This is a genomic window from Streptomyces xanthii, assembly GCF_014621695.1.
GTDB classification, from domain to species: Bacteria; Actinomycetota; Actinomycetes; order Streptomycetales; family Streptomycetaceae; genus Streptomyces; species Streptomyces xanthii.
Genome location: NZ_CP061281.1, coordinates 1609321 through 1626972, shown reverse-complemented (window position 1 = coordinate 1626972; position 17652 = coordinate 1609321). Strand labels below are relative to the sequence as shown.

Below are 17652 nucleotides of genomic sequence, written 5' to 3'. Positions count from 1 at the left end.
GGGGACGCATGATTCCCGTCTGCCGCCTTGAAGACCTCCCCGAGGGAGAGTCCGTCCGCATCGACAGCATGCCGCCGATCGCCGTGTTCCACACCGACGGCTCGCTGTACGCCATCGACGACACCTGCACCCACCAGGATGCCTCCCTCTCGGAGGGCTTCCTCGAGGGTTGCCTGGTCGAATGCCCGCTCCACGAGGCGTCGTTCGACCTGCGGACGGGCGTTCCCACGTGTGCTCCCGCCCGCCGCCCGGTCCGCACGCACCGGGTGACCGTCGACGACGGCATGATCCACGTCCACCCCGCGGCCGAGGAGACCACCGCGGCCTGACGCACCCCGCCCCGGAACGGCGAGCTCCACACCCCGCCGGGCGCACCGCACCACACCGCACCGCACGACGGACGCGAAAGGCAGACACTCATGAGGACCGTGACCGTGGTGGGCGCCTCGCTCGCCGGACTGTACGCCGCCCGGGAACTGCGGGCCCAGGGCTTCGACGGCCGGCTGGTGATCGTCGGCGACGAACCGCACCGCCCCTACGACCGCCCCCCGCTGTCCAAGGACTTCCTGTCCGGCAAGGCGCAGGAGAGCGACCTCGCCCTGTCCGACGACGCCGAGACCCTCGAACTGGGCGCCGAGTGGATCTTCGGCGTGCGGGCCCGCGGCCTCGACGCCCGCGGCCGCGTCGTCCTCCTGGAGGACGGCCGCACCGTCTCCACCGACGGCCTCGTCATCGCGACCGGCGCCCGCGCCCGCCGCCTGCCCGGACCCGCCCCGGCCGGCGTGCACACGCTGCGCACCCTCGACGAGGCCCGGGCCCTCCGCGCCGACCTGCTGCGCGGCCCGCAGCGGGTCGTGGTGATCGGCGGCGGGTTCATCGGCGCCGAGACCGCCTCCTCCTGCGCCGCCCTCGGCCACGACGTCACCGTCGTCGAGGCCGCGCCTCTGCCGCTGCTGCCGCAGCTCGGCCCCGACATGGCTGCCGTCTGCTCCACCCTGCACGAGCGCGGCGGCGCCACGCTCATCACCGGGACGGGCGTCGCCGCCCTGGAGGGAGACCCCGCGGTCACCGGAGTGCGGCTCGCCGACGGCCGGGTGCTCCCGGCCGACGTGGTCGTCGTCGGCATCGGCGCGGTGCCCAACACCGAGTGGCTGGCCGGGTCCACGCTCGCCGTCCACGACGGCGTCCTGTGCGACGACGGCTGCGTCACCGCCCTGCCGCACGTCGTCGCGGTCGGCGACGTGGCCCGCGTCGCGGGCGCCCGCGCGGAGCACTGGACCAGCGCCACCGCCCAGCCCCGGGTCGCCGTACGCAACCTCCTCGCGGGCCGCACGGTGGAACAAGCCCGCCCGCTGCCCTACTTCTGGTCGGACCAGTACGGCTCCCGCATCCAGTTCGCCGGGCGCCGCCGCGAGGGCGACGTGCCGCGCATCGTCGAGGGCACGATCGAGGAGGGCAGCTTCCTCGCGCTCTACGAGAGGGAGGGCCGCACGACGGCCGCCCTCGCGATGAACCGGCCCCGCCCGTTCACCCGCGTCCGGCGCGAACTGTCCCGCGCCGAGACGCAGTCGGCGGCGCCCGCCGTCGCCGCCGGGCCCGCCGCGCCGGTCGCGGCCGCGCTCTGACCGTACGTACGCGTCTCCGTATCCCTGAGCCGAGGAGTATTCGTGCTGCACACCTCCCTGCGTGAGCTCGACCCGGATGTCGCCGCCGCTGTCGACGCCGAGCTGAAGCGTCAGCAGTCGACCCTGGAGATGATCGCGTCGGAGAACTTCGCTCCGGTCGCCGTCATGGAGGCCCAGGGATCGGTCCTCACGAACAAGTACGCCGAGGGTTACCCCGGCCGCCGCTACTACGGCGGCTGCGAGCACGTCGACGTCACCGAGCAGATCGCGATCGACCGGGTCAAGGACCTGTTCGGCGCCGAGTACGCCAACGTGCAGCCGCACTCGGGTGCCTCGGCGAACCAGGCCGCCCTGTTCGCCCTGGCCAAGCCCGGTGACACGATCCTGGGTCTGGACCTCGCGCACGGCGGTCACCTCACCCACGGCATGCGCCTGAACTTCTCCGGCAAGCAGTTCGACGTGGTCGCCTACCACGTCGACGACGCCGGTCTGGTGGACATGGCCGAGGTCGAGCGCCTGGCCAAGGAGCACCGCCCGAAGGTGATCATCGCGGGCTGGTCGGCGTACCCGCGTCAGCTGGACTTCGCCGAGTTCCGCCGCATCGCCGACGAGGTCGAGGCGTTCCTGTGGGTCGACATGGCCCACTTCGCCGGTCTCGTCGCGGCCGGGCTGCACCCCAACCCGGTCCCCTACGCCGACGTCGTCACCTCCACGACGCACAAGACCCTCGGCGGTCCCCGCGGCGGCATCATCCTCGCCCGCGACAAGGACCTGGCGAAGAAGCTCAACTCCGCGGTGTTTCCCGGGTTCCAGGGCGGCCCGCTGGAGCACGTGATCGCGGCGAAAGCGGTCTCGTTCAAGGTCGCGGGGAGCGAGGAGTTCAAGGAGCGGCAGGAACGCACCCTGCAAGGCGCTCGCCTTCTCGCGGAGCGTCTGACCTCGGAGGACGCCCGCAAGCACGGCGTGAACGTGCTCTCCGGCGGCACCGACGTCCACCTGGTCCTCGTCGACCTGCGCGAGTCCGACCTGGACGGGCAGCAGGCCGAGGACCGCCTCCACGAGGTCGGCATCACGGTCAACCGGAACGCCGTTCCGAACGACCCGCGTCCGCCGATGGTCACCTCGGGTCTGCGCATCGGTACGCCGGCGCTGGCCACGCGCGGTTTCGACGCCGACGACTTCCGTGAGGTCGCCGACGTTTTCGCCGAGGCCCTCAAGCCGTCCTACGACGCCACCGCGCTCAAGGCCCGCGTCACCGCGCTCGCCGACAAGCACCCGCTGTACCCCGGCCTGTAGAGACCGGGAGGACAAGGAGACCGCCGGCGGTCACGTCCAGCACGAGCTTGCCGCGGACATGGCCCTGCGCCGAGAGATCCTGGGCCGCCGCTGTCCCGTGGAGGGCGCGGACGGTCTCGTCGACGAGGTCGCCGAGCGCACGCTCCTCGCTGACCAGGTGTTCGAGCACCGTGATGGCCGCGGTCACCGCCTGGCCCGCGGCGAGCGTCGTGGCGAGGGAGTCCACCGGCGTCCCGGTCGGCTCCTCGACCGCAGGGCGGATCAGGCGGGCTGTCTCGTGCGCGGCCTCCCGCCACACCCGGCGCAGCCCGAGGTCCTGGAACGTCAGCCGCATCAGCCGGTGGATCGAGGCCTCGGGCCGGTCCGTGAACGACTCGGCCAGTTCGGCCACCGGGGCGGACGTGTCGCCCGCCGTGATCATGACGTCGGCGCAACACGACGAAATCCGCAGCAGTGCGGCGTCGTCGAGGGTGGGGCGGGGCATGAACGCACCCCGTCTCCCGTAGTGGCAGAAGCTGCCACTACGGGAGACGGGCTCACAGGCGACCGGAGACGGTCAGTACAGGGGGCCGCCGCCGAAGGCCGCGCGGTGCGAGGCGGCCCGGCGGCCGTCCGGCTCCGTGACCTCGTACTCCTCGGCGAGTTCGGCCACGACGAAGGTGTGGCCGCTGCGCTCGGGCAGGCGGGGGTCGTCCGTGAGGCGGGCGATGACCGCGCCCACGAACTCGGGGGACTCCGCGTCGGCCAGCTTGAACCCGGCGACCTCCTCCACCCCGGCCTCGACCAGGCCGTCCGTGCGGACGAGGCCCGGCCACAGCGACACCGCCGAGACGCCCGCGGAGGCCAGCTCGTGGCCCATGTCGGCGGCCATCTTGTCCAGGCCCGCCTTGGAGATCCCGTAGAGCACCGAGTGCAACGGGGCGCGGGCGCCGAACGAGGAGATGTTGACGATGAGTCCGCTGCCCCGCTCCACCATGTGCCGGGCCGCGTGCACGGCGGCGACGTAGTGGGCCCGCAGGCCGACGCCGATCAGCGGCTCCCAGTCGGTGACGGGCCGGGTCCAGAACGGGTCCTCGAAGCCGGCCATGTCGTCGGGCGCGGCCCACACGTTGTTGACCAGCAGGTCGAGCCGGCCCCGGTCGGCGGTGATCCGTGCGATCAGCGCCTCGATCTGGGCGTCGTCCCGGTGGTCGCAGCGCAGGCCGACGCCCTCGCCGCCGGCCTCGGTGACCCGGCGCGCGGTCTCCGCCTGCGGGCTGCCGGGGCCCGGCTCGCCGCGGCCGGTGACGTACACGGTCCAGCCCCGCGCGCCGAGCGCGGCGGCGATGCCCCGGCCGACGCCCTTTCCGGTGCCCGTGACCAGCGCGACGCGTGGTGTGGAGGTGTCGCTCACAGCAGTCCCTTCTCGTCGACGACGTACCCCTCGGGCAGCGGGCGGGTCAGCGACCAGAGGCTGCGGAAGTGGTGCCTGGCCAGCCGCCAGGCCCCGTCCTCCACGACGTACCGGTCGTCGTACTCGCCGCACAGCACCCGCTCCGTGCGGTCCACGAGGTTCAGCTGCCGGAACCGCAGGGTCCAGCGGCCCGTCGCCTCGGTGGGGGAGCGGAAGGCGATCTCCGGGTGCACGCCGTGGTGCATGTCCAGGACCCGGTGGCCCTGTTCGTCGCGGGCCAGCGCGATCTGCCGGAAGAGGCCGACCAGTTGGTCCACGGTCGCGAAAGCGCCCAGCTCGCCGTAGTCGATGTCGGCGCCCTCGCGGACGAAGCAGGCGCGGAACCCCTCGGGGTCCTTGTGGTCGCAGGCCCGCAGATAGCGGTACTTGAGCTCCTCGATCTCCTGCCGCGCCTCGATGCGCGCGACGCGCTCGGCGAGGCCGGCGGTGGACTCGGACGACATGGCCGGGCTCCTCGGGGTGAGTTGTGGTGCGGCGACGGTAGGCAGCGGGACCGAGCGCGGGCCACGTCCGCTCCCGGTCAGCGGGAGCCGTCCGAAAAGCGACGCAGGGCCGCAACGAAATCCGTAGGCATCGATGATCAACTCGACGGAACGAGCGTCGAAACGGCCTCAGTTTGCGCGAAAGCGCAGAACTGGCCTTGTGCTACTCACCGGTCATGGGCATGATCCGGCTCACGTCGCGGCCGAGAACGGCCGAGAACGGCCGACAACGGCCACGGACGTCTAGGAGAGGCGCAACCGGTGCACAACGGGGCCAGCAACAAAAGCGGGTTGAGAACAGGGAGTCTGGGGACGTTCGACTCGATCGTCCTCGCGATCGCGGGCTGCGGACCCGCCTACACCGCGATGGCCATGGCCCCCGCGCTGATCGCCGCCGTGGGCTTCGCCGCCCCGGCCGTGCTGCTGTACTGCGCCGTGCCCACCCTCGGCATCGCGCTCGCGTTCCGGCACCTCGGCCGCCTGGACGTGAACTCCGGCGCCACGTACTCGTGGGTGGCGCGCACCCTCCACCCGTTCCTCGGCTTCCTCTGCGGCTGGGCCGTGGTCGTCGCGACGACCGTCTTCATGATCTCCTCCACCCAGCCCGCGGGCGCGGCCACGCTGTCCCTGTTCGGCGAGGACCTGGCCCGCGACGAGGGTCTGGCCACCGGCGTCGGCCTCGGCTGGTTCCTGCTGATCGCGGCCCTCGTCGCGTTCGGCACCCGGCTCGGCGCACGGGCCCGCGCCGTCGCCGTCGGCGGCCAGCTGCTCCTGCTCGTCGTCGTGGCCGTCGCCGCGCTGACCCGGAGCAAGCACGCCTCGTCCTTCTCCTTCTCCTGGCTCGGCTTCGGGCACTTCGACGCCGCCCACAGCTTCACCGCGGGCGCGCTCATCGCCGGCGCCCTGTACTGGGGCTGGGACGTGACGGCCAATCTCAGCGAGGAGACCCGGCGCGGCCGCGGCGGCGCCGGACGCGGCGGACTGATCGGCCTGCTCGTCACCGCCGCCACCTTCCTCCTCGTGGCGATCAGCGCGAACGTCCTGCTCGGCCCCGCCGCGGGCGCCGACAGCGCCGGCTTCCTCACCGCGTTCGGCGACGCGGCCCTGCCCGGCGTGGGCGGCGACCTGCTCGTCCTCGCCCTGCTGCTGTCCACCGTCGCGACCCTGGAGACGACACTCCTCCAGGCCACCCGCACCCTGTTCGCCATGGGCCGCGACCGCACCGTCCCGTCCTTCCTCGGCCGCATCCACCCCGAGCGGCAGACACCGATGATGTCGACGCTGCTCGTCGCCGCGCTCTCCGTCCTCGTCCTCGGCCTGATCGCCGTACTGGGCACCGGATTCGGGATCCTCGAGGACGCGCTCGTCGGCATCGGCCTGCTGATCACCTTCTACTACGCGCTCGCCGGCATCGCCGTCGTCGTCGCCTACCGCCGGGAACTGCTGCGCTCGCCCGGCAAACTGCTGCTGCTCGGCCTCTGGCCGCTGGCCGGCGCCCTGTTCAACATCTGGATCTTCGCCGTGTCGATCCCGGACATGAACACCGCCCAACTGGCCATCGGACTCGGATCGCTGGCCCTCGGGCTGATCCCGGTGACCGTCGCCCGGGTCCAGGGAGGCCGCTCGTACTTCCGTCCGCGGCCGCTGAACCCGCGGGACGTCCAGGCCGCCGAGGAGGCCCTCGAGGGCGCGGAGCCGGTCACGGCCGCCGCCGGAGGCCGCAGGGACGGCGTCCTCACCGACTTCTGAACCGTCCCGTTCGCACGCATCGCATCCAGGGGGATCTCGTCATGGCAGGGTGGCTGCGCCGCGAGCGGCACACACCGGACTACGACCCGGCGTTCGGCGACCGGGCACTGGCCGAGGGCCGGCAGGACATGCTGCTCGGCCGGTGGGAGGGCGCGCGGGACCTGCTGGCCCGCACGCCCGGCGACTGGGACCGGCGGTCCCACCGCATCCGGCTGCTCGCCGACGCGGCGGCCGGCCGGCGCACCGTCGACCTCTGGCAGGCCTCGGAGCCGCACAACCCCGACGCCGCCGTGCTGCGGGCCGAGACCGAGGTGATGCGGATGTTCGCCGCCGCGCGCGCCGGGGAGGACCCGGGCGCCGAACGGCTGGACAGCGCCGCCTGGCTCTGCCACCGGGCCGCGGCCCTCGCCCCCGCCGACCCCTACCCCTGGGTCTCGCTGGTCGCGCTGGGCCGGCTGTACCCGGGCGGCCACCCCGACATGCACGCCTGGTGGAAGGAGCTGCTCGCCCGGGACCCGTACCACCGCGAAGGCCACCACCAGGCCCTGCGGTTCCTGTCGGCGCGCTGGCACGGCTCCTACGGGCAGGCCCTCAACTTCGCCTGGGACGCCGCCGCCTACGCCCCCGACGGATCCCCGCTCGCCGTCCTCACACAGGTGGCCCGCGCCGAGCACTACCGGCACCGGGTCGCCGAGGAGGGCCGCGGTTCGCTCGGCCTGAGCCACCACTGGAGCGACGAACAGGCGCGCCGAGACCTGACCACCGCGCTCGACAAGTGGATCACCCACCGGATCCCCGGCGCCCAGGACGTCGCCGACCTCAACCACCTGGCCCACGGCCTGACCAAGGCCGGCCTCACCGAACGCCTCGGCGAGGTCTTCCGGCTGCTCGACAACCGCGCCACCGACGTCCCCTGGTCCTACACGGGCGACCCCGAGGAGCAGTACACCCGCTGGCGCGACCAGACGCTCCCGCGCTGAGTCCGGCTGAGCGAACACACCTTAGGATCGGCGGGTGTTCGAGTACCACGGCTGGATCACGGTCCGCGAGAGCGCGGGCGAGGACGACGACGCGGACCGGCTGCGCCGGACCGTCGACGCACTCCGCACCCGCGTCGACGCGCTCGACAGTCCCTACCTGCTCGACCTGAGGTGGATGAACGGCGAGCCGTTCCTCCACCTCGGCGGCCACTCCAACCACCGCTCACCGCCGGACGTCGTCGCCTTCTTCCGGCACGTGGGGCGGGTCGCTCCCGGGTCCTACGGACTCCTGCACGTGCTCGATGACGAGGACCCCGGGCACGCGAACGAGGTCCGGGTGTTCCGGCTCGTCCGCGGCGCGGTCACCGCGCACACCGAGCCACTGCTGTCCCCGTGCGTCCCGACGCTGGAGGACCCCGTCACGCGCTGAGGCGTCCGTCGATCCGCTGCGGCACCCCCCACGGGTTGTCGTCGCGCAGCGCCGGAGGCAGCAGGTCCCGCGGCCACGCCTGGTGGGCCACGGGGCAGGCGCCGACCAGGCCGCCGCGCGGGGCCGCTCGCGGCGGGCGTATGACGGGTGTCGAACGGGACACGGGGGTTCCCTCCGTGAATACGTCGGGGGCGCGGGGGATGCGCTAGAGCACGAACCCGTGGGGGAACGGGTCGCTCGGGTCGAGCAGGTAGTTCGCGGTGGCGGTGATCCAGGCTCGCCCGGAGAACTCGGGGACGACCCCGGGCAGTCCGCCGACCTCGGCGGTCTCCAGGAGCCGGCCGGTGAACCGCGTACCGATGAACGACTCGTTCACGAACGCGGTGTCCAGCGGGAGTTCGCCGCGCGCGTGCAGCTGGGCCATGCGCGCCGACGTGCCGGTGCCGCAGGGGGAGCGGTCGAACCAGCCCGGGTGGATCGCCATCGCGTTGCGCGAGTGCCGCGCGTCCGAGCCCGGGGCGAGGAACTGCACGTGCTTGCAGCCGCCGATGAGCGGGTCCGCCGGATGCACGGGCCGGTTCCGCTCGTTGATCGTCTTCATGACCGCCAGACCGGCGGCGAGGATCTCGTCCTTGCGGGACCGGTCGAACGGCAGCCCCAGCTGGTCGAGTTCGGCGATCGCGTAGAAGTTGCCGCCGTACGCCATGTCGTAGCGGACCTCGCCGAGGCCGGGCACCTTGACGGACGCGTCGAGTTCGAGCGCGAACGAGTCCACGTTGCGCAGGGTCACCTTCTCGGCGCGGCCGTCCCGCACCGTGACCCGGGCCTCGACGAGTCCGGCGGGCGTGTCCAGACGGACCCGGGTCTCCGGCTCGGTGACCTCGACCATGCCCGTCTCGACGAGGACGGTGGCCACGCCGATCGTGCCGTGGCCGCACATCGGCAGGAACCCGCTGACCTCGATGTAGAGCACGCCCCAGTCGGCGTCCGGCCGGGTCGGCGGCTGGAGGATCGCGCCGCTCATCGCGGAGTGCCCGCGCGGCTCGTCGACCAGGAACCGGCGCAGCCCGTCCAGGTGCTCCATCGCGTACCGGCGGCGCTCGGCCATCGTGGCGCCCGGGATCGGGCCCACCCCGCCGGTGACGACGCGGGTGGGCATGCCCTCGGTGTGCGAGTCGACGGCACTGAGCGTGCGGACCGACCTCATCGGGCGGACCCCGCTTCCAGCGCGGCGATCGCACGGGCCATGTCGGCCTCCACCTGCTCGCGCATCCGGGCGGTGAGCGCCCCGCGCGGCGGACGGCACGGGCCGCCGTACCGGCCGACCTGCTCCATGCCCAGCTTGATGGCCTGCACGAACTCGGTGCGCGAGTCCCAGCGGAACGCGGCGACCAGCGGCTCGTACAGGGCGCGGGCCTCCTCCAGCTTGCCGGCGGTGGCCAGTTCGTACAGGCGGGCCGACTCGGCGGGGAACACGTTCGGGAAACCGGCGAACCAGCCCGTGGCGCCCATGAGGAGGCTCTCCAGGACGACGTCGTCGGCGCCGCTGATGATCTCCAGGCCGGGGGCCTGCTCCTTGATCTCCAGGACGCGGCGCACGTCGCCGGAGAACTCCTTGACGGCGACCACGTTCTCGATCCGCGCGATCTCCGCGACCAGGTCAGGGGTCAGGTCGACCTTGGTGTCGATCGGGTTGTTGTAGATCATGACGGGCAGGCCGACGGAGGCGACCGCCTCGAAGTGGGCGAGGACCTCGCCCCGGTTGGCGCGGTACATGGTCGGCGGCAGACAGAGCAGGCCGTCCGCGCCGTCCTCGGCGGCGATCTCGGCCCAGTGCCTGGCCTGGTGCGAGCCGACGCCGTGCACGCCGACCACCACGACGCCCGCGTCGCCGACCGCCTCCTTCGCGGTCTGCGCCACCTTGCGGCGCTCGGCGTCGGTCAGTGAGGAGTACTCGCCGAGCGAGCCGTTCGGACCGACGCCGCGGCAGCCGTTCTCCACGAGCCAGCGGCAGTGGTCGGCGTACTTGTCGTAGTCCACGGCGAGACCGGCCGGGGCGGCGGCGTCCTCGTAGTAGGGGAGGGCGGTGGCCACGACCACGCCGCCGAGGGACAGGGGCTGCTGCTTCTGGGTGTCGCTCATGAACTCTGCTCCTGTTGACGGGACCTGACGAGAATGCAGATGGCGCAGGGGTGGTTCAGGGGTGGTGCGGCTCGGGCGGCGCGGCCAGGTCGCCGAGCCGGATGGGCTGGGCGATCGGACGCCGGTGCGGCGCGGGCGCGGGCAGGCCCTCGACCGCAGACTCGGCAGGCGCCCCGGAAAGCCGGGCGTTCAGCTCCGCGACCGTCGGCCCGCAGATCCGGGCCTGACAGGGGCCGAGCCCCGCGCGGGTCTCCAGTTTCGCGACCCGCGCCGAAGCGGTCTGCGGCGCCTCGGCCGCCCGGCACAGGGAGGCGTAGTCGGCGTCCTCGCAGCGGCAGACGACGGTCTCGGGGCGCAGCCACCCGGGCCAGGCCGCGCCGATCGGATGCGCGCGGGCCAGACGCGCGGCGAAGGCGCGCCCCTGGTCCCGGCTGCGCCGCAGCGGCCGCAGCGTGGCCGCCTCCCGATCGCCGCCGGCGGCGAGCCATCCGGCGAGCGCGCCCTCGGCCCGCGCGGCCGGGGCGCCCGCGACACCGGTGATCTCACCGGCCGCGTAGACGCCGGGGACGGTCGTGGCCTGGTCGGAGTCCACCTCCACGAACTCCCCGCCGGTACCGGTGCGCAGCGCGCATCCGGCGGCCACGGGCAGCTCCAGCTGGGGGCTGAAGCCGTGCGTCACGCACGCCGCGTCCACCGCCAGCGTGCGCTCGCTGCCCAAGGCGACCGACCAGTCCGCGCGCAGCCGCGCGGTGACGACCTCCTCGACCCGGCCGTCGCCGCGCGCCTCGACCACGGTGCGCCCGGTGCGGTACGGGACCCGGTGCCGCAGCAACAGAGCGCTGTACTCCGCGAGTTCACCGCCCTTCGCGGCCTGCGCGGCGAGCTGCCAGGGCCGCCGCGACCAGCCGCGGGCGACGGTGCCGGGGGAGTTGGCCTCCAGGACTTCGAGGACCCGCGAGCCCGCTTCGAGGAGCGAGGCGGCCACCGGCAGCAGGAACGGCCCGGTGCCCGCGACGACGACCCGGTCGCCGACCACGACCCGCTCACCCTTCGCGAGCGCCTGCGCGGCACCGGCGGTGAACACCCCGGGCAACTCCCAGCCGGGGAAGGGCAGTACACGGTCGTGGGCGCCGACCGCGAGGACCAGGGCATCGGGGTCCAGGGTCGTGCGGCGACGGCCGCCGGCGTCGGCCGGGCCGCGCAGGACGTGCACGCGCGGCGGGCCGGGCCGCTCCGGGTCCGGGCGTTCGAGGGCCCACACGGAGGTGTCGGACCACCAGGAGCACCGGGGGTGGGCGAGCACCCGGCGGCGGCGCCGGTCGAAGGCCCGCCAGCCGTGGTGCAGCACCTCGGGCCGGGCCGCGTCGTACGCCTCGGGCAGCATCCGGTGGTACTGGCCGCCGGGCCGGTCGCCGGCGTCGATCAGGGTGACCCGGGCGCCGGCGGCCAGGGCGGTCTCGGCGGCGGCGAGTCCCGCGGGGCCCGCCCCGACGACCACGACATGACGGTCCGTCATCGCTCCTCCGCTCCGGGCGCGCCGGGCTTCCCGCGACGGTCCGGGTCACGATCCGGCCCGGGGGCGTTCCGGCTCTGGGTCGTGACGACGTCACCGTCCCGGACCCGGCGGCGGCAGGCCCGTACGTCCCGCTCCTCGCCGACCGTCACCAGACAGTCGAAGCAGACGCCGATCCCGCAGAACACGCCGCGCGGCGCGCCGGAGCGGCCGGTGCGCCAGGCGAGGCGGCCGGCGGCGAGCAGGACGCCCGCGACGGTCTGCCCGGCGATCCCGTCGACCGGTTCGCCGTCGACGGTGATCCGCAGCGGCCGGTCCCGCCGGCGCGCGGCGTCGGACCCGGCACGGACACGTCGGGGGCTCATATCGACTCCTCGGTCAGGGGGTGTGCGCCGGTGCCCAGCACGGCGGGCCGGTCCACGCGGAACGGCGACGCGTCCAGGTCCGCCGGCTCGCCCAGCATCAGATTCCGCAGCAGCCGTCCCGTGCCCACGGACAGACCGATCCCGGCGCCCTCGTGGCCGCCCGCGTGCCACAGGCCGTCGAGGCGCGGATCGGCGCCGATGACCGGGAGATGGTCGGGGACGTAGGGCCGGAAGCCGCCGTACGCGCGCATCACCGGGACCCCGGCCAGCGCCGGGAACAGGCGCAGGGCCTTCGCGGCGACCGCCGACAGGACCTCGGGGCGCAGCCGGTCGTCGAAGCCGACGCGGCGGCGCGAGGAACCGATGAGCACGCTGCCGCCGCGCGTGGACTCCACGACCGCGGAGGTCTGCAGGTCCTCGGCGCTGCTGCCGACCGCGCCCACGTAGTCCGCGTCGTACACCTTGTGGAACACCATCGGCGGCAGCGGGGTCGTCACGAGGACGTCGCCGCGGCGGGGCCGCACGTCCACGGGGGCGCCGAGCCGGGCGGACAGTTCACCGGACCAGGGGCCCGCCGCGTTCACGAACCAGTCGGCCTCCAGCGGGCCGGCCGAGGTGCGGACCCCGGTGATCCGGCCGCCCCGGGACAGCGCGCCGAGCACCTCGCAGCCGGTGCGCAGGGTCGCGCCCGCGGCGAGCGCGTCGCCGAGCAGCGCGGCGGCCGCTCCGGCGGGCTGCACCTGGGCGTCCTCGGGATAGTGCAGGGCCGCCGTCTGCTCGCGGGTCACGTACGGTTCGGCCGCGGCGAGCCGCTCCGCGTCGAGGACGTCGGCGCGGACGCCCGCCGCGCGCTGCCCGGCGGCGAAGCCGGCAAGGCCCTCGGCCCCGGCGGCGGTGGTCGCGACGACGATGCCGCCCTTGGGCTCCCACTCGACGGCGTGCGCCGCGCGCGGCGAGCGTTCGGCGACCTCGGCGAGCACCTGCGGCCACAACGTGCGGGACAGCCGGGCGAGTTCGAGTTCGGGGCCCGGGCCCTTGTCGGACACCAGCACGTTGCCCTCGCCGTGCGAGGTGGTCGCCGACGCCGCGCCGCCGCGGTCCACGACGACGACCTCGAGCCCGGCCAGAGCCAGCTCGCGAGCGCAGGCGGCGCCGACTATGCCCGCGCCCAGCACCGCCACGCGTGTTCCGTACATCGAACCCTCCGTGTTCGGTAAAGCGAACACTGGGAAAGTACGGCGAGGGTTCAGAACGTGTCAACGGTCACGTCGGACGGATTTCGGACGAGTGCGTGTGGGCCGGTGCGGCGGCGGGAGCGGCCGACGGTGACCCGGGTGCGGGAGGGGTGTCCGGTGCCGGGTCCGACAGGTGCAGCCGCTGGTCCGCCCGGTACTGCAGCAGCAGCACCGAGTGCACGTCGCCGTCGAGCGCCGTGTAGCTGTGCGGGGACGCGGCGTCGAAGCCGACGTAGTCCCCCGGCCCCAGTTCCACCTCGTGCCCGTCGACCCGCACACCGAGCCGGCCGGTCTGCACGATGGTGTGCTCGGTGCCGACGTGGCCGAGCGACTCCTGGCGGCGCTGGGCGCGAACACGCTGGTCGAAGACCTCGAAGACGGCCTCGCCGGTCTCGATGCGGCGCAGCGGACGCAGGTCGACGCCCTCGCCGCTGAGCACCTCCACCTCCTCGGAGCGGACCACGGTCAGGCCGCCGGGCGGGCGGGCGTCCAGGAGGTCGGAGACGGCCACCTCCAGGACGCGCGAGAGGCTGAACACCGTCTCGATCGTGGGGTTCCCCGTGCCGGACTCCAGCTGCGACAGCGTCGCCTTGCCGATCTTCGAACGCCGCGACAGCTCGGAGATCGACAGTCCCCGCTCGGTCCTCGCCCGTCTCAGATTGGTGGCCAGCATCCCCCGGATCGAGTTCTCGGAGTCACCCACGCCCTTCCCCTCCTCTTCAGCTGCGTTCGATATACCGTACGCCCGCAGCGTTCTTCGTTCGGTCTGTGGATCAGGATGCGGGGTCAGGCGCGGGGATGTCCATGTGGGCCGTCCTCTTGCCTCTCACCCGCACGTCAGGGGTTAGCGTCCCGGCACCGTTCAGGCACCACGGCCCCGGAGGTCACCCATGTCCGCACCGTCCCTCGGTCGCGAAGTCCACCTGGTCAGCAATCCCGCCGGTCTGCCCGCCCCGGAGCACTTCCCGGTCGCCGAGGCGCCCGTGCCCCGCCCCGGAGCCGGCCAACTCCTCGTATGCAACCGGAAGTTCCTGGTCTTCGCCGGTCTGCGCACCCTGATCTCGCGGGAGGCGGACGGGTTCCAGGTGCCGCCGCTCAAGCCCGGCGAGCCCCTGTTCGGCCCGGCCCTCGGCGAAGTGGTCGCCGTGGGGCCCGGGACCGCGGGCGTGCCGGTCGGGACCTTGGTCACGCACCTGCTCGGCTGGCGGGAGTACGCGGTGGTCGACGCGGACGCGGTCCGGGTCGTGCCCGAGGACCATCCCGATCCGGTGGCCCTCCTGTCCACGGCGTCCGCCGCGTACGGGGCCCTGACCCGGCTGACCCGGCTGCGCGCGGGCGAGACGGTCCTGGTGACCGGCGCGGCAGGCGGCGTCGGCTCGCTGGCCGGACAGGTCGCCCGGCTGCTCGGCGCCGGACGGGTCGTCGGCACGACCCGCAGCCCCGGCAAGGCCGAACGGCTGCGGCGGGAACTCGGCTACGACGCCGTGGTGGTACGCGGGGACGGGCCCTTGGCCGACGCCCTCACCGAGGCCGCGCCGGACGGCTACGACGTGATCATCGACAACGTCGGGGGCGAACAGCTCACCGCGGCCCTCGAAGCGGCGCGGCCCGGCGCACGGGTCGGCCTGGTCGGCGCCCTGTCGGGCCAGTTCGACCCGACGCTCGCGGGCGGCACGGCACCGGCGTCGATCGACACGTTCCGGGTCGTCAAGCTCGCGGTGACTCTGGCCGGCTACCAGGACGCCGAGCACCCGGGCGTGGAGGAGGAGTGGCGGGAGCGGCTCACCCACTGGCTGCGCACCGGAGAACTCGTCCATCCGCACGTGACGCTGCCGGGCATCGATCGGGCCCCCGGAGCGTTGCAGGAACTGCACCAGGGGCGGCACTTCGGAACCCTGGTGGTCGAGATCTGAACCAGCGGTACCGGGTGACGGCGAGGGAGACTTCGGATGCGTATCGGAGACGCGGCGGCCGCCGCCGGCACCACCCCGCGCGCGCTGCGGTTCTACGAGGAACGGGGCCTGCTGCCCGCCCCGCGCCGCACGCCGACCGGCCAGCGGGTCTACGCCGAGCGGGACCTGGCCCGGATCCGCGTCATCCGGCACCTGCTCTCCCTCGGCCTGACCGTGCAGGACGTCCGCGCCTGCGCCGACCGCATCGACCTTCTGCTCGCCGACCCCGGCCGCCGCTGCACCGCCCCCGCGCCCGGGGCCGCCCCGGGCGTCGTCCAGCTGCGGATCGACGCGCTCGACGCGGAGATCACCCGACTGACGGCCCTGCGGGACACGCTGACCCGGCAGATCGCGGCCCCGCAGAACGTGGCGTGACGCCGCCTCGCCCCACGCGGGTCAGCGGAACGGGGTGTCCAGGGTCTGGGCCAGCTGGACCAGGCCGCGGCGGCCCTTCTTGGACTTCGGGTCGCGGGCGGCGTCCAGCGCGTAGCTGAACATCATGGGGACCTTGTTCGCGGGGTAGCCCTCCTCGCGGAGCATCTCGCAGGTCTCCAGGCCGATCAGCTCCGCGATCTCCTCGGCCTCGACCAGGTCGCACTTGCTGACGTACACCGCGATCCGGGCCACGCCCGCCTCCCGCGCCGCCGCTGCGTACGCGCGGGTCTCCGGCAGCGGCCCGTCCTCGGCGGAGACCACCAGGAGGACACCCGCCAACTGGTCGGCGCCGACCGCGAGCCGGGACCGGAAGTCGTCCAGACCGGGGCAGTCGTGCAAGTGGTAGGGGCCGCGCGAGGTGACGAACTGCCCCTCCGGATCGGGCGACGGGCCGAACTCGGCCTCCAGCGCCGCCGGCAGCGCCCCTGCCAGCGTGCTCTTGCCGTGCTTCTGGGCGCCCACGACCGCCGCCCGCACCAGGGGACCCGTTCCGTTGCTCCGCCGCCTACCCCACATGAGTACTGCCTCATTCCTTTGCCGCCGACTGCCGTTGCAGGCTACTGGTGCGCCGCGGGGAGCCCGGCCGGCACCCCCGGCATAAATCAGTGGCGCGCTGTCGGAGGGGGTGGTTAGGGTCGTGCTTGTTCAGGCGGCTGCCGCTGCCTCTGACCCATGTGTGACCCGGGAGGTGTCGACCGATGACTGTCGCTGCGACGGGCGTTGCCCGCATCCGGAAGTTCGTCAACTCCACCTCCGTGGCCGCCGGCTGACCTCACACTCTTCTTTCCGTGCACGCCTGTGCGTGCGCGCCGCCGGGGCCACCCTTGTGAAGGGTCACCCCTTGTCTTCCTCCAGCTTCACCTCTTCTTCCTCCCTGTCCTCTTCGCTGCTCCCTTACGGCTGGGACACCGGCTGGGACGCGGAGTTCGCCCCGTACGCGGAGCAGGGACTCCTGCCCGGGCGTGTGGTGCGCGTCGACCGCGGGCAGTGCGATGTCGTCACCGCCGACGGCGTCGTCCGTGCCGACACCGAGTTCGTCGTTCCCCGTGACCCGATGAAGGTCATCTGCACGGGGGACTGGGCCGTCGTCGACCCCGAAGGCGCCGACCCGCGCTACGTCCGCGCGTACCTGCCGCGCCGCACCGCTTTCGTGCGGTCCACCTCGTCCAAGCGGTCCGAGGGCCAGATCCTCGCCGCGAACGTCGACCACGCGATCATCGCCGTCTCCCTCGCCGCCGAGCTCGACCTCGGTCGCGTCGAGCGGTTCCTCGCGCTCGCCTGGGAGAGCGGGGCGCAGCCGGTCGTCGTGCTCAGCAAGGCCGACCTCGTCCCCGACCCCCTCGGCCTGTCCTACCTCGTCTCCGACGTCGAGAACACGGCGCCCGGCGTCCAGGTGCTCCCCGTCAGCGCGCGCGACGGCGACGGCGTCGACGTGCTGCGGTCCGTCGTGGCCGGCGGGACGTCCGTGCTGCTCGGCGCCTCCGGCGCCGGGAAGTCGACGCTCGCCAACGCGCTCGTCGGCGCCGACGTGATGGAGGTCCAGGCCGTACGGGACATCGACGGCAAGGGCCGGCACACCACGACCACGCGGAACCTGTTCGTGCTCGGCGGAGGCGGCGTCCTCATCGACACGCCGGGGCTGCGCGGCGTCGGGCTCTACGACGCCGAGTCCGGGGTCGAGCAGGTCTTCGCGGAGATCACGGAGCTGGCGGAGCAGTGCCGGTTCCACGACTGCGCGCACGAGGCGGAGCCCGGCTGCGCGGTGGCCGCCGCGCTGGCCGACGGGCGGCTGCATCAGCGGCGGCTCGACAGTTACCGCAAGCTGCTGCGGGAGAACCGGCGGCTGGTCGCCCGGGCCGATGCGCGGGTCCGGGGGGAGCTGCGCCGGGAGTGGAAGGCGCGGGGAGCCCAGGGGCGGGCCGCGGTCCGCTTGAAGCAGGGGCGGCCTCTGTAGGGACTGCCCCGCGCCCCTGATGAGGCTGCGCCTCATCAGGG

20 protein-coding genes are annotated in these 17652 nt (G+C 73.7%); 9 read left to right on the top strand and 11 right to left on the bottom strand.

The window, feature by feature from the left end:
- The first annotated feature begins 8 nt into the window (after positions 1 to 8).
- From IAG42_RS07480 to glyA, 3 genes are all read left to right on the top strand, one after another.
- Positions 9 to 329: a bifunctional 3-phenylpropionate/cinnamic acid dioxygenase ferredoxin subunit gene (locus IAG42_RS07480; protein WP_188336244.1), complete on the top strand. Its 321-nt coding sequence runs from the start codon at positions 9 to 11 to the stop codon at positions 327 to 329.
- A gap of 90 nt (positions 330 to 419) precedes the next feature.
- Positions 420 to 1625, top strand: a complete 1206-nt coding sequence (locus IAG42_RS07475) for an NAD(P)/FAD-dependent oxidoreductase (RefSeq protein ID WP_188336243.1) — start codon at positions 420 to 422, stop codon at positions 1623 to 1625.
- Between the two features lie 42 nt (positions 1626 to 1667).
- Complete coding sequence (gene glyA / locus IAG42_RS07470) at positions 1668 to 2921, top strand: serine hydroxymethyltransferase (protein WP_394811194.1); 1254 nt, start codon at positions 1668 to 1670, stop codon at positions 2919 to 2921.
- Here glyA and IAG42_RS07465 read toward each other — a convergent pair.
- From IAG42_RS07465 to IAG42_RS07455, 3 genes are all read right to left on the bottom strand, one after another.
- Positions 2878 to 3405, bottom strand: a complete 528-nt coding sequence (locus IAG42_RS07465) for a hypothetical protein (protein WP_188336242.1) — start codon at positions 3403 to 3405, stop codon at positions 2878 to 2880. The two genes, glyA and IAG42_RS07465, sit on opposite strands and share 44 nt — an antisense overlap.
- A 72-nt stretch (positions 3406 to 3477) precedes the next feature.
- Entirely contained in the window at positions 3478 to 4314 is an 837-nt protein-coding gene (locus tag IAG42_RS07460; protein WP_188336241.1) for an SDR family NAD(P)-dependent oxidoreductase, read from the bottom strand.
- Entirely contained in the window at positions 4311 to 4817 is a 507-nt protein-coding gene (locus IAG42_RS07455; RefSeq protein ID WP_188336240.1) for a nuclear transport factor 2 family protein, read from the bottom strand. The genes IAG42_RS07460 and IAG42_RS07455 overlap by 4 nt, the downstream gene beginning before the upstream one ends.
- A 330-nt stretch (positions 4818 to 5147) precedes the next feature.
- Here IAG42_RS07455 and IAG42_RS07450 point away from each other — a divergent pair, with 330 nt between their 5' ends.
- From IAG42_RS07450 to IAG42_RS07440, 3 genes are read left to right on the top strand one after another with little or no spacing between them, the layout of a single operon-like run.
- Complete coding sequence (locus IAG42_RS07450; RefSeq protein ID WP_188336239.1) at positions 5148 to 6605, top strand: APC family permease; 1458 nt, start codon at positions 5148 to 5150, stop codon at positions 6603 to 6605.
- Between the two features lie 41 nt (positions 6606 to 6646).
- Positions 6647 to 7585 carry a hypothetical protein gene (locus IAG42_RS07445; protein WP_188336238.1) on the top strand — a complete coding sequence of 313 codons (939 nt, stop codon included), beginning with the start codon at positions 6647 to 6649 and terminating at the stop codon, positions 7583 to 7585.
- A gap of 34 nt (positions 7586 to 7619) precedes the next feature.
- Positions 7620 to 8015, top strand: a complete 396-nt coding sequence (locus tag IAG42_RS07440) for an Imm7 family immunity protein (protein ID WP_188336237.1) — start codon at positions 7620 to 7622, stop codon at positions 8013 to 8015.
- On the opposite strand, the gene IAG42_RS07435 is transcribed toward IAG42_RS07440, so the two are convergent.
- From IAG42_RS07435 to IAG42_RS07405, 7 genes are all read right to left on the bottom strand, one after another.
- Entirely contained in the window at positions 8005 to 8178 is a 174-nt protein-coding gene (locus IAG42_RS07435) for a hypothetical protein (protein ID WP_188336236.1), read from the bottom strand. The genes IAG42_RS07440 and IAG42_RS07435 overlap by 11 nt on opposite strands.
- A 42-nt stretch (positions 8179 to 8220) precedes the next feature.
- Complete coding sequence (locus IAG42_RS07430; RefSeq protein WP_188336235.1) at positions 8221 to 9222, bottom strand: proline racemase family protein; 1002 nt, start codon at positions 9220 to 9222, stop codon at positions 8221 to 8223.
- Positions 9219 to 10157 carry a dihydrodipicolinate synthase family protein gene (locus tag IAG42_RS07425; protein WP_188336234.1) on the bottom strand — a complete coding sequence of 313 codons (939 nt, stop codon included), beginning with the start codon at positions 10155 to 10157 and terminating at the stop codon, positions 9219 to 9221. The genes IAG42_RS07430 and IAG42_RS07425 overlap by 4 nt, the downstream gene beginning before the upstream one ends.
- Positions 10158 to 10212: 55 nt before the next feature.
- The gene (locus IAG42_RS07420) at positions 10213 to 11673 is read right to left on the bottom strand and encodes an NAD(P)/FAD-dependent oxidoreductase (RefSeq protein ID WP_188336233.1); all 1461 of its coding nucleotides are present in this window, start codon (positions 11671 to 11673) and stop codon (positions 10213 to 10215) included.
- Entirely contained in the window at positions 11670 to 12035 is a 366-nt protein-coding gene (locus IAG42_RS07415; RefSeq protein ID WP_188336232.1) for a (2Fe-2S)-binding protein, read from the bottom strand. The genes IAG42_RS07420 and IAG42_RS07415 overlap by 4 nt, the downstream gene beginning before the upstream one ends.
- Positions 12032 to 13231 carry an NAD(P)/FAD-dependent oxidoreductase gene (locus tag IAG42_RS07410; protein ID WP_188336231.1) on the bottom strand — a complete coding sequence of 400 codons (1200 nt, stop codon included), beginning with the start codon at positions 13229 to 13231 and terminating at the stop codon, positions 12032 to 12034. Before IAG42_RS07410 ends, IAG42_RS07415 begins: the two co-directional genes overlap by 4 nt.
- 67 nt (positions 13232 to 13298) lie before the next feature.
- Positions 13299 to 13973 carry an XRE family transcriptional regulator gene (locus IAG42_RS07405; RefSeq protein ID WP_223205893.1) on the bottom strand — a complete coding sequence of 225 codons (675 nt, stop codon included), beginning with the start codon at positions 13971 to 13973 and terminating at the stop codon, positions 13299 to 13301.
- 187 nt (positions 13974 to 14160) lie between these two features.
- Between IAG42_RS07405 and IAG42_RS07400 the strand changes: the two genes are divergently transcribed.
- Positions 14161 to 15183, top strand: coding sequence for an MDR family NADP-dependent oxidoreductase (locus IAG42_RS07400; protein WP_188336230.1), 1023 nt, complete (start codon positions 14161 to 14163; stop codon positions 15181 to 15183).
- A 36-nt stretch (positions 15184 to 15219) separates the two neighbouring features.
- A complete protein-coding gene (locus IAG42_RS07395; protein ID WP_188336229.1) occupies positions 15220 to 15597 on the top strand; it encodes a MerR family transcriptional regulator in 378 nt (125 codons plus the stop codon).
- 21 nt (positions 15598 to 15618) lie between these two features.
- Here IAG42_RS07395 and IAG42_RS07390 read toward each other — a convergent pair whose 3' ends face one another.
- On the bottom strand, positions 15619 to 16119 hold the full coding sequence (locus tag IAG42_RS07390) for a GTP-binding protein (protein WP_188336228.1): 501 nt from the start codon (positions 16117 to 16119) through the stop codon (positions 15619 to 15621).
- Between the two features lie 379 nt (positions 16120 to 16498).
- Between IAG42_RS07390 and rsgA the strand changes: the two genes are divergently transcribed.
- The gene (rsgA, locus tag IAG42_RS07385; RefSeq protein WP_188336227.1) at positions 16499 to 17611 is read left to right on the top strand and encodes a ribosome small subunit-dependent GTPase A; all 1113 of its coding nucleotides are present in this window, start codon (positions 16499 to 16501) and stop codon (positions 17609 to 17611) included.
- Positions 17612 to 17652 lie beyond the last annotated feature (41 nt).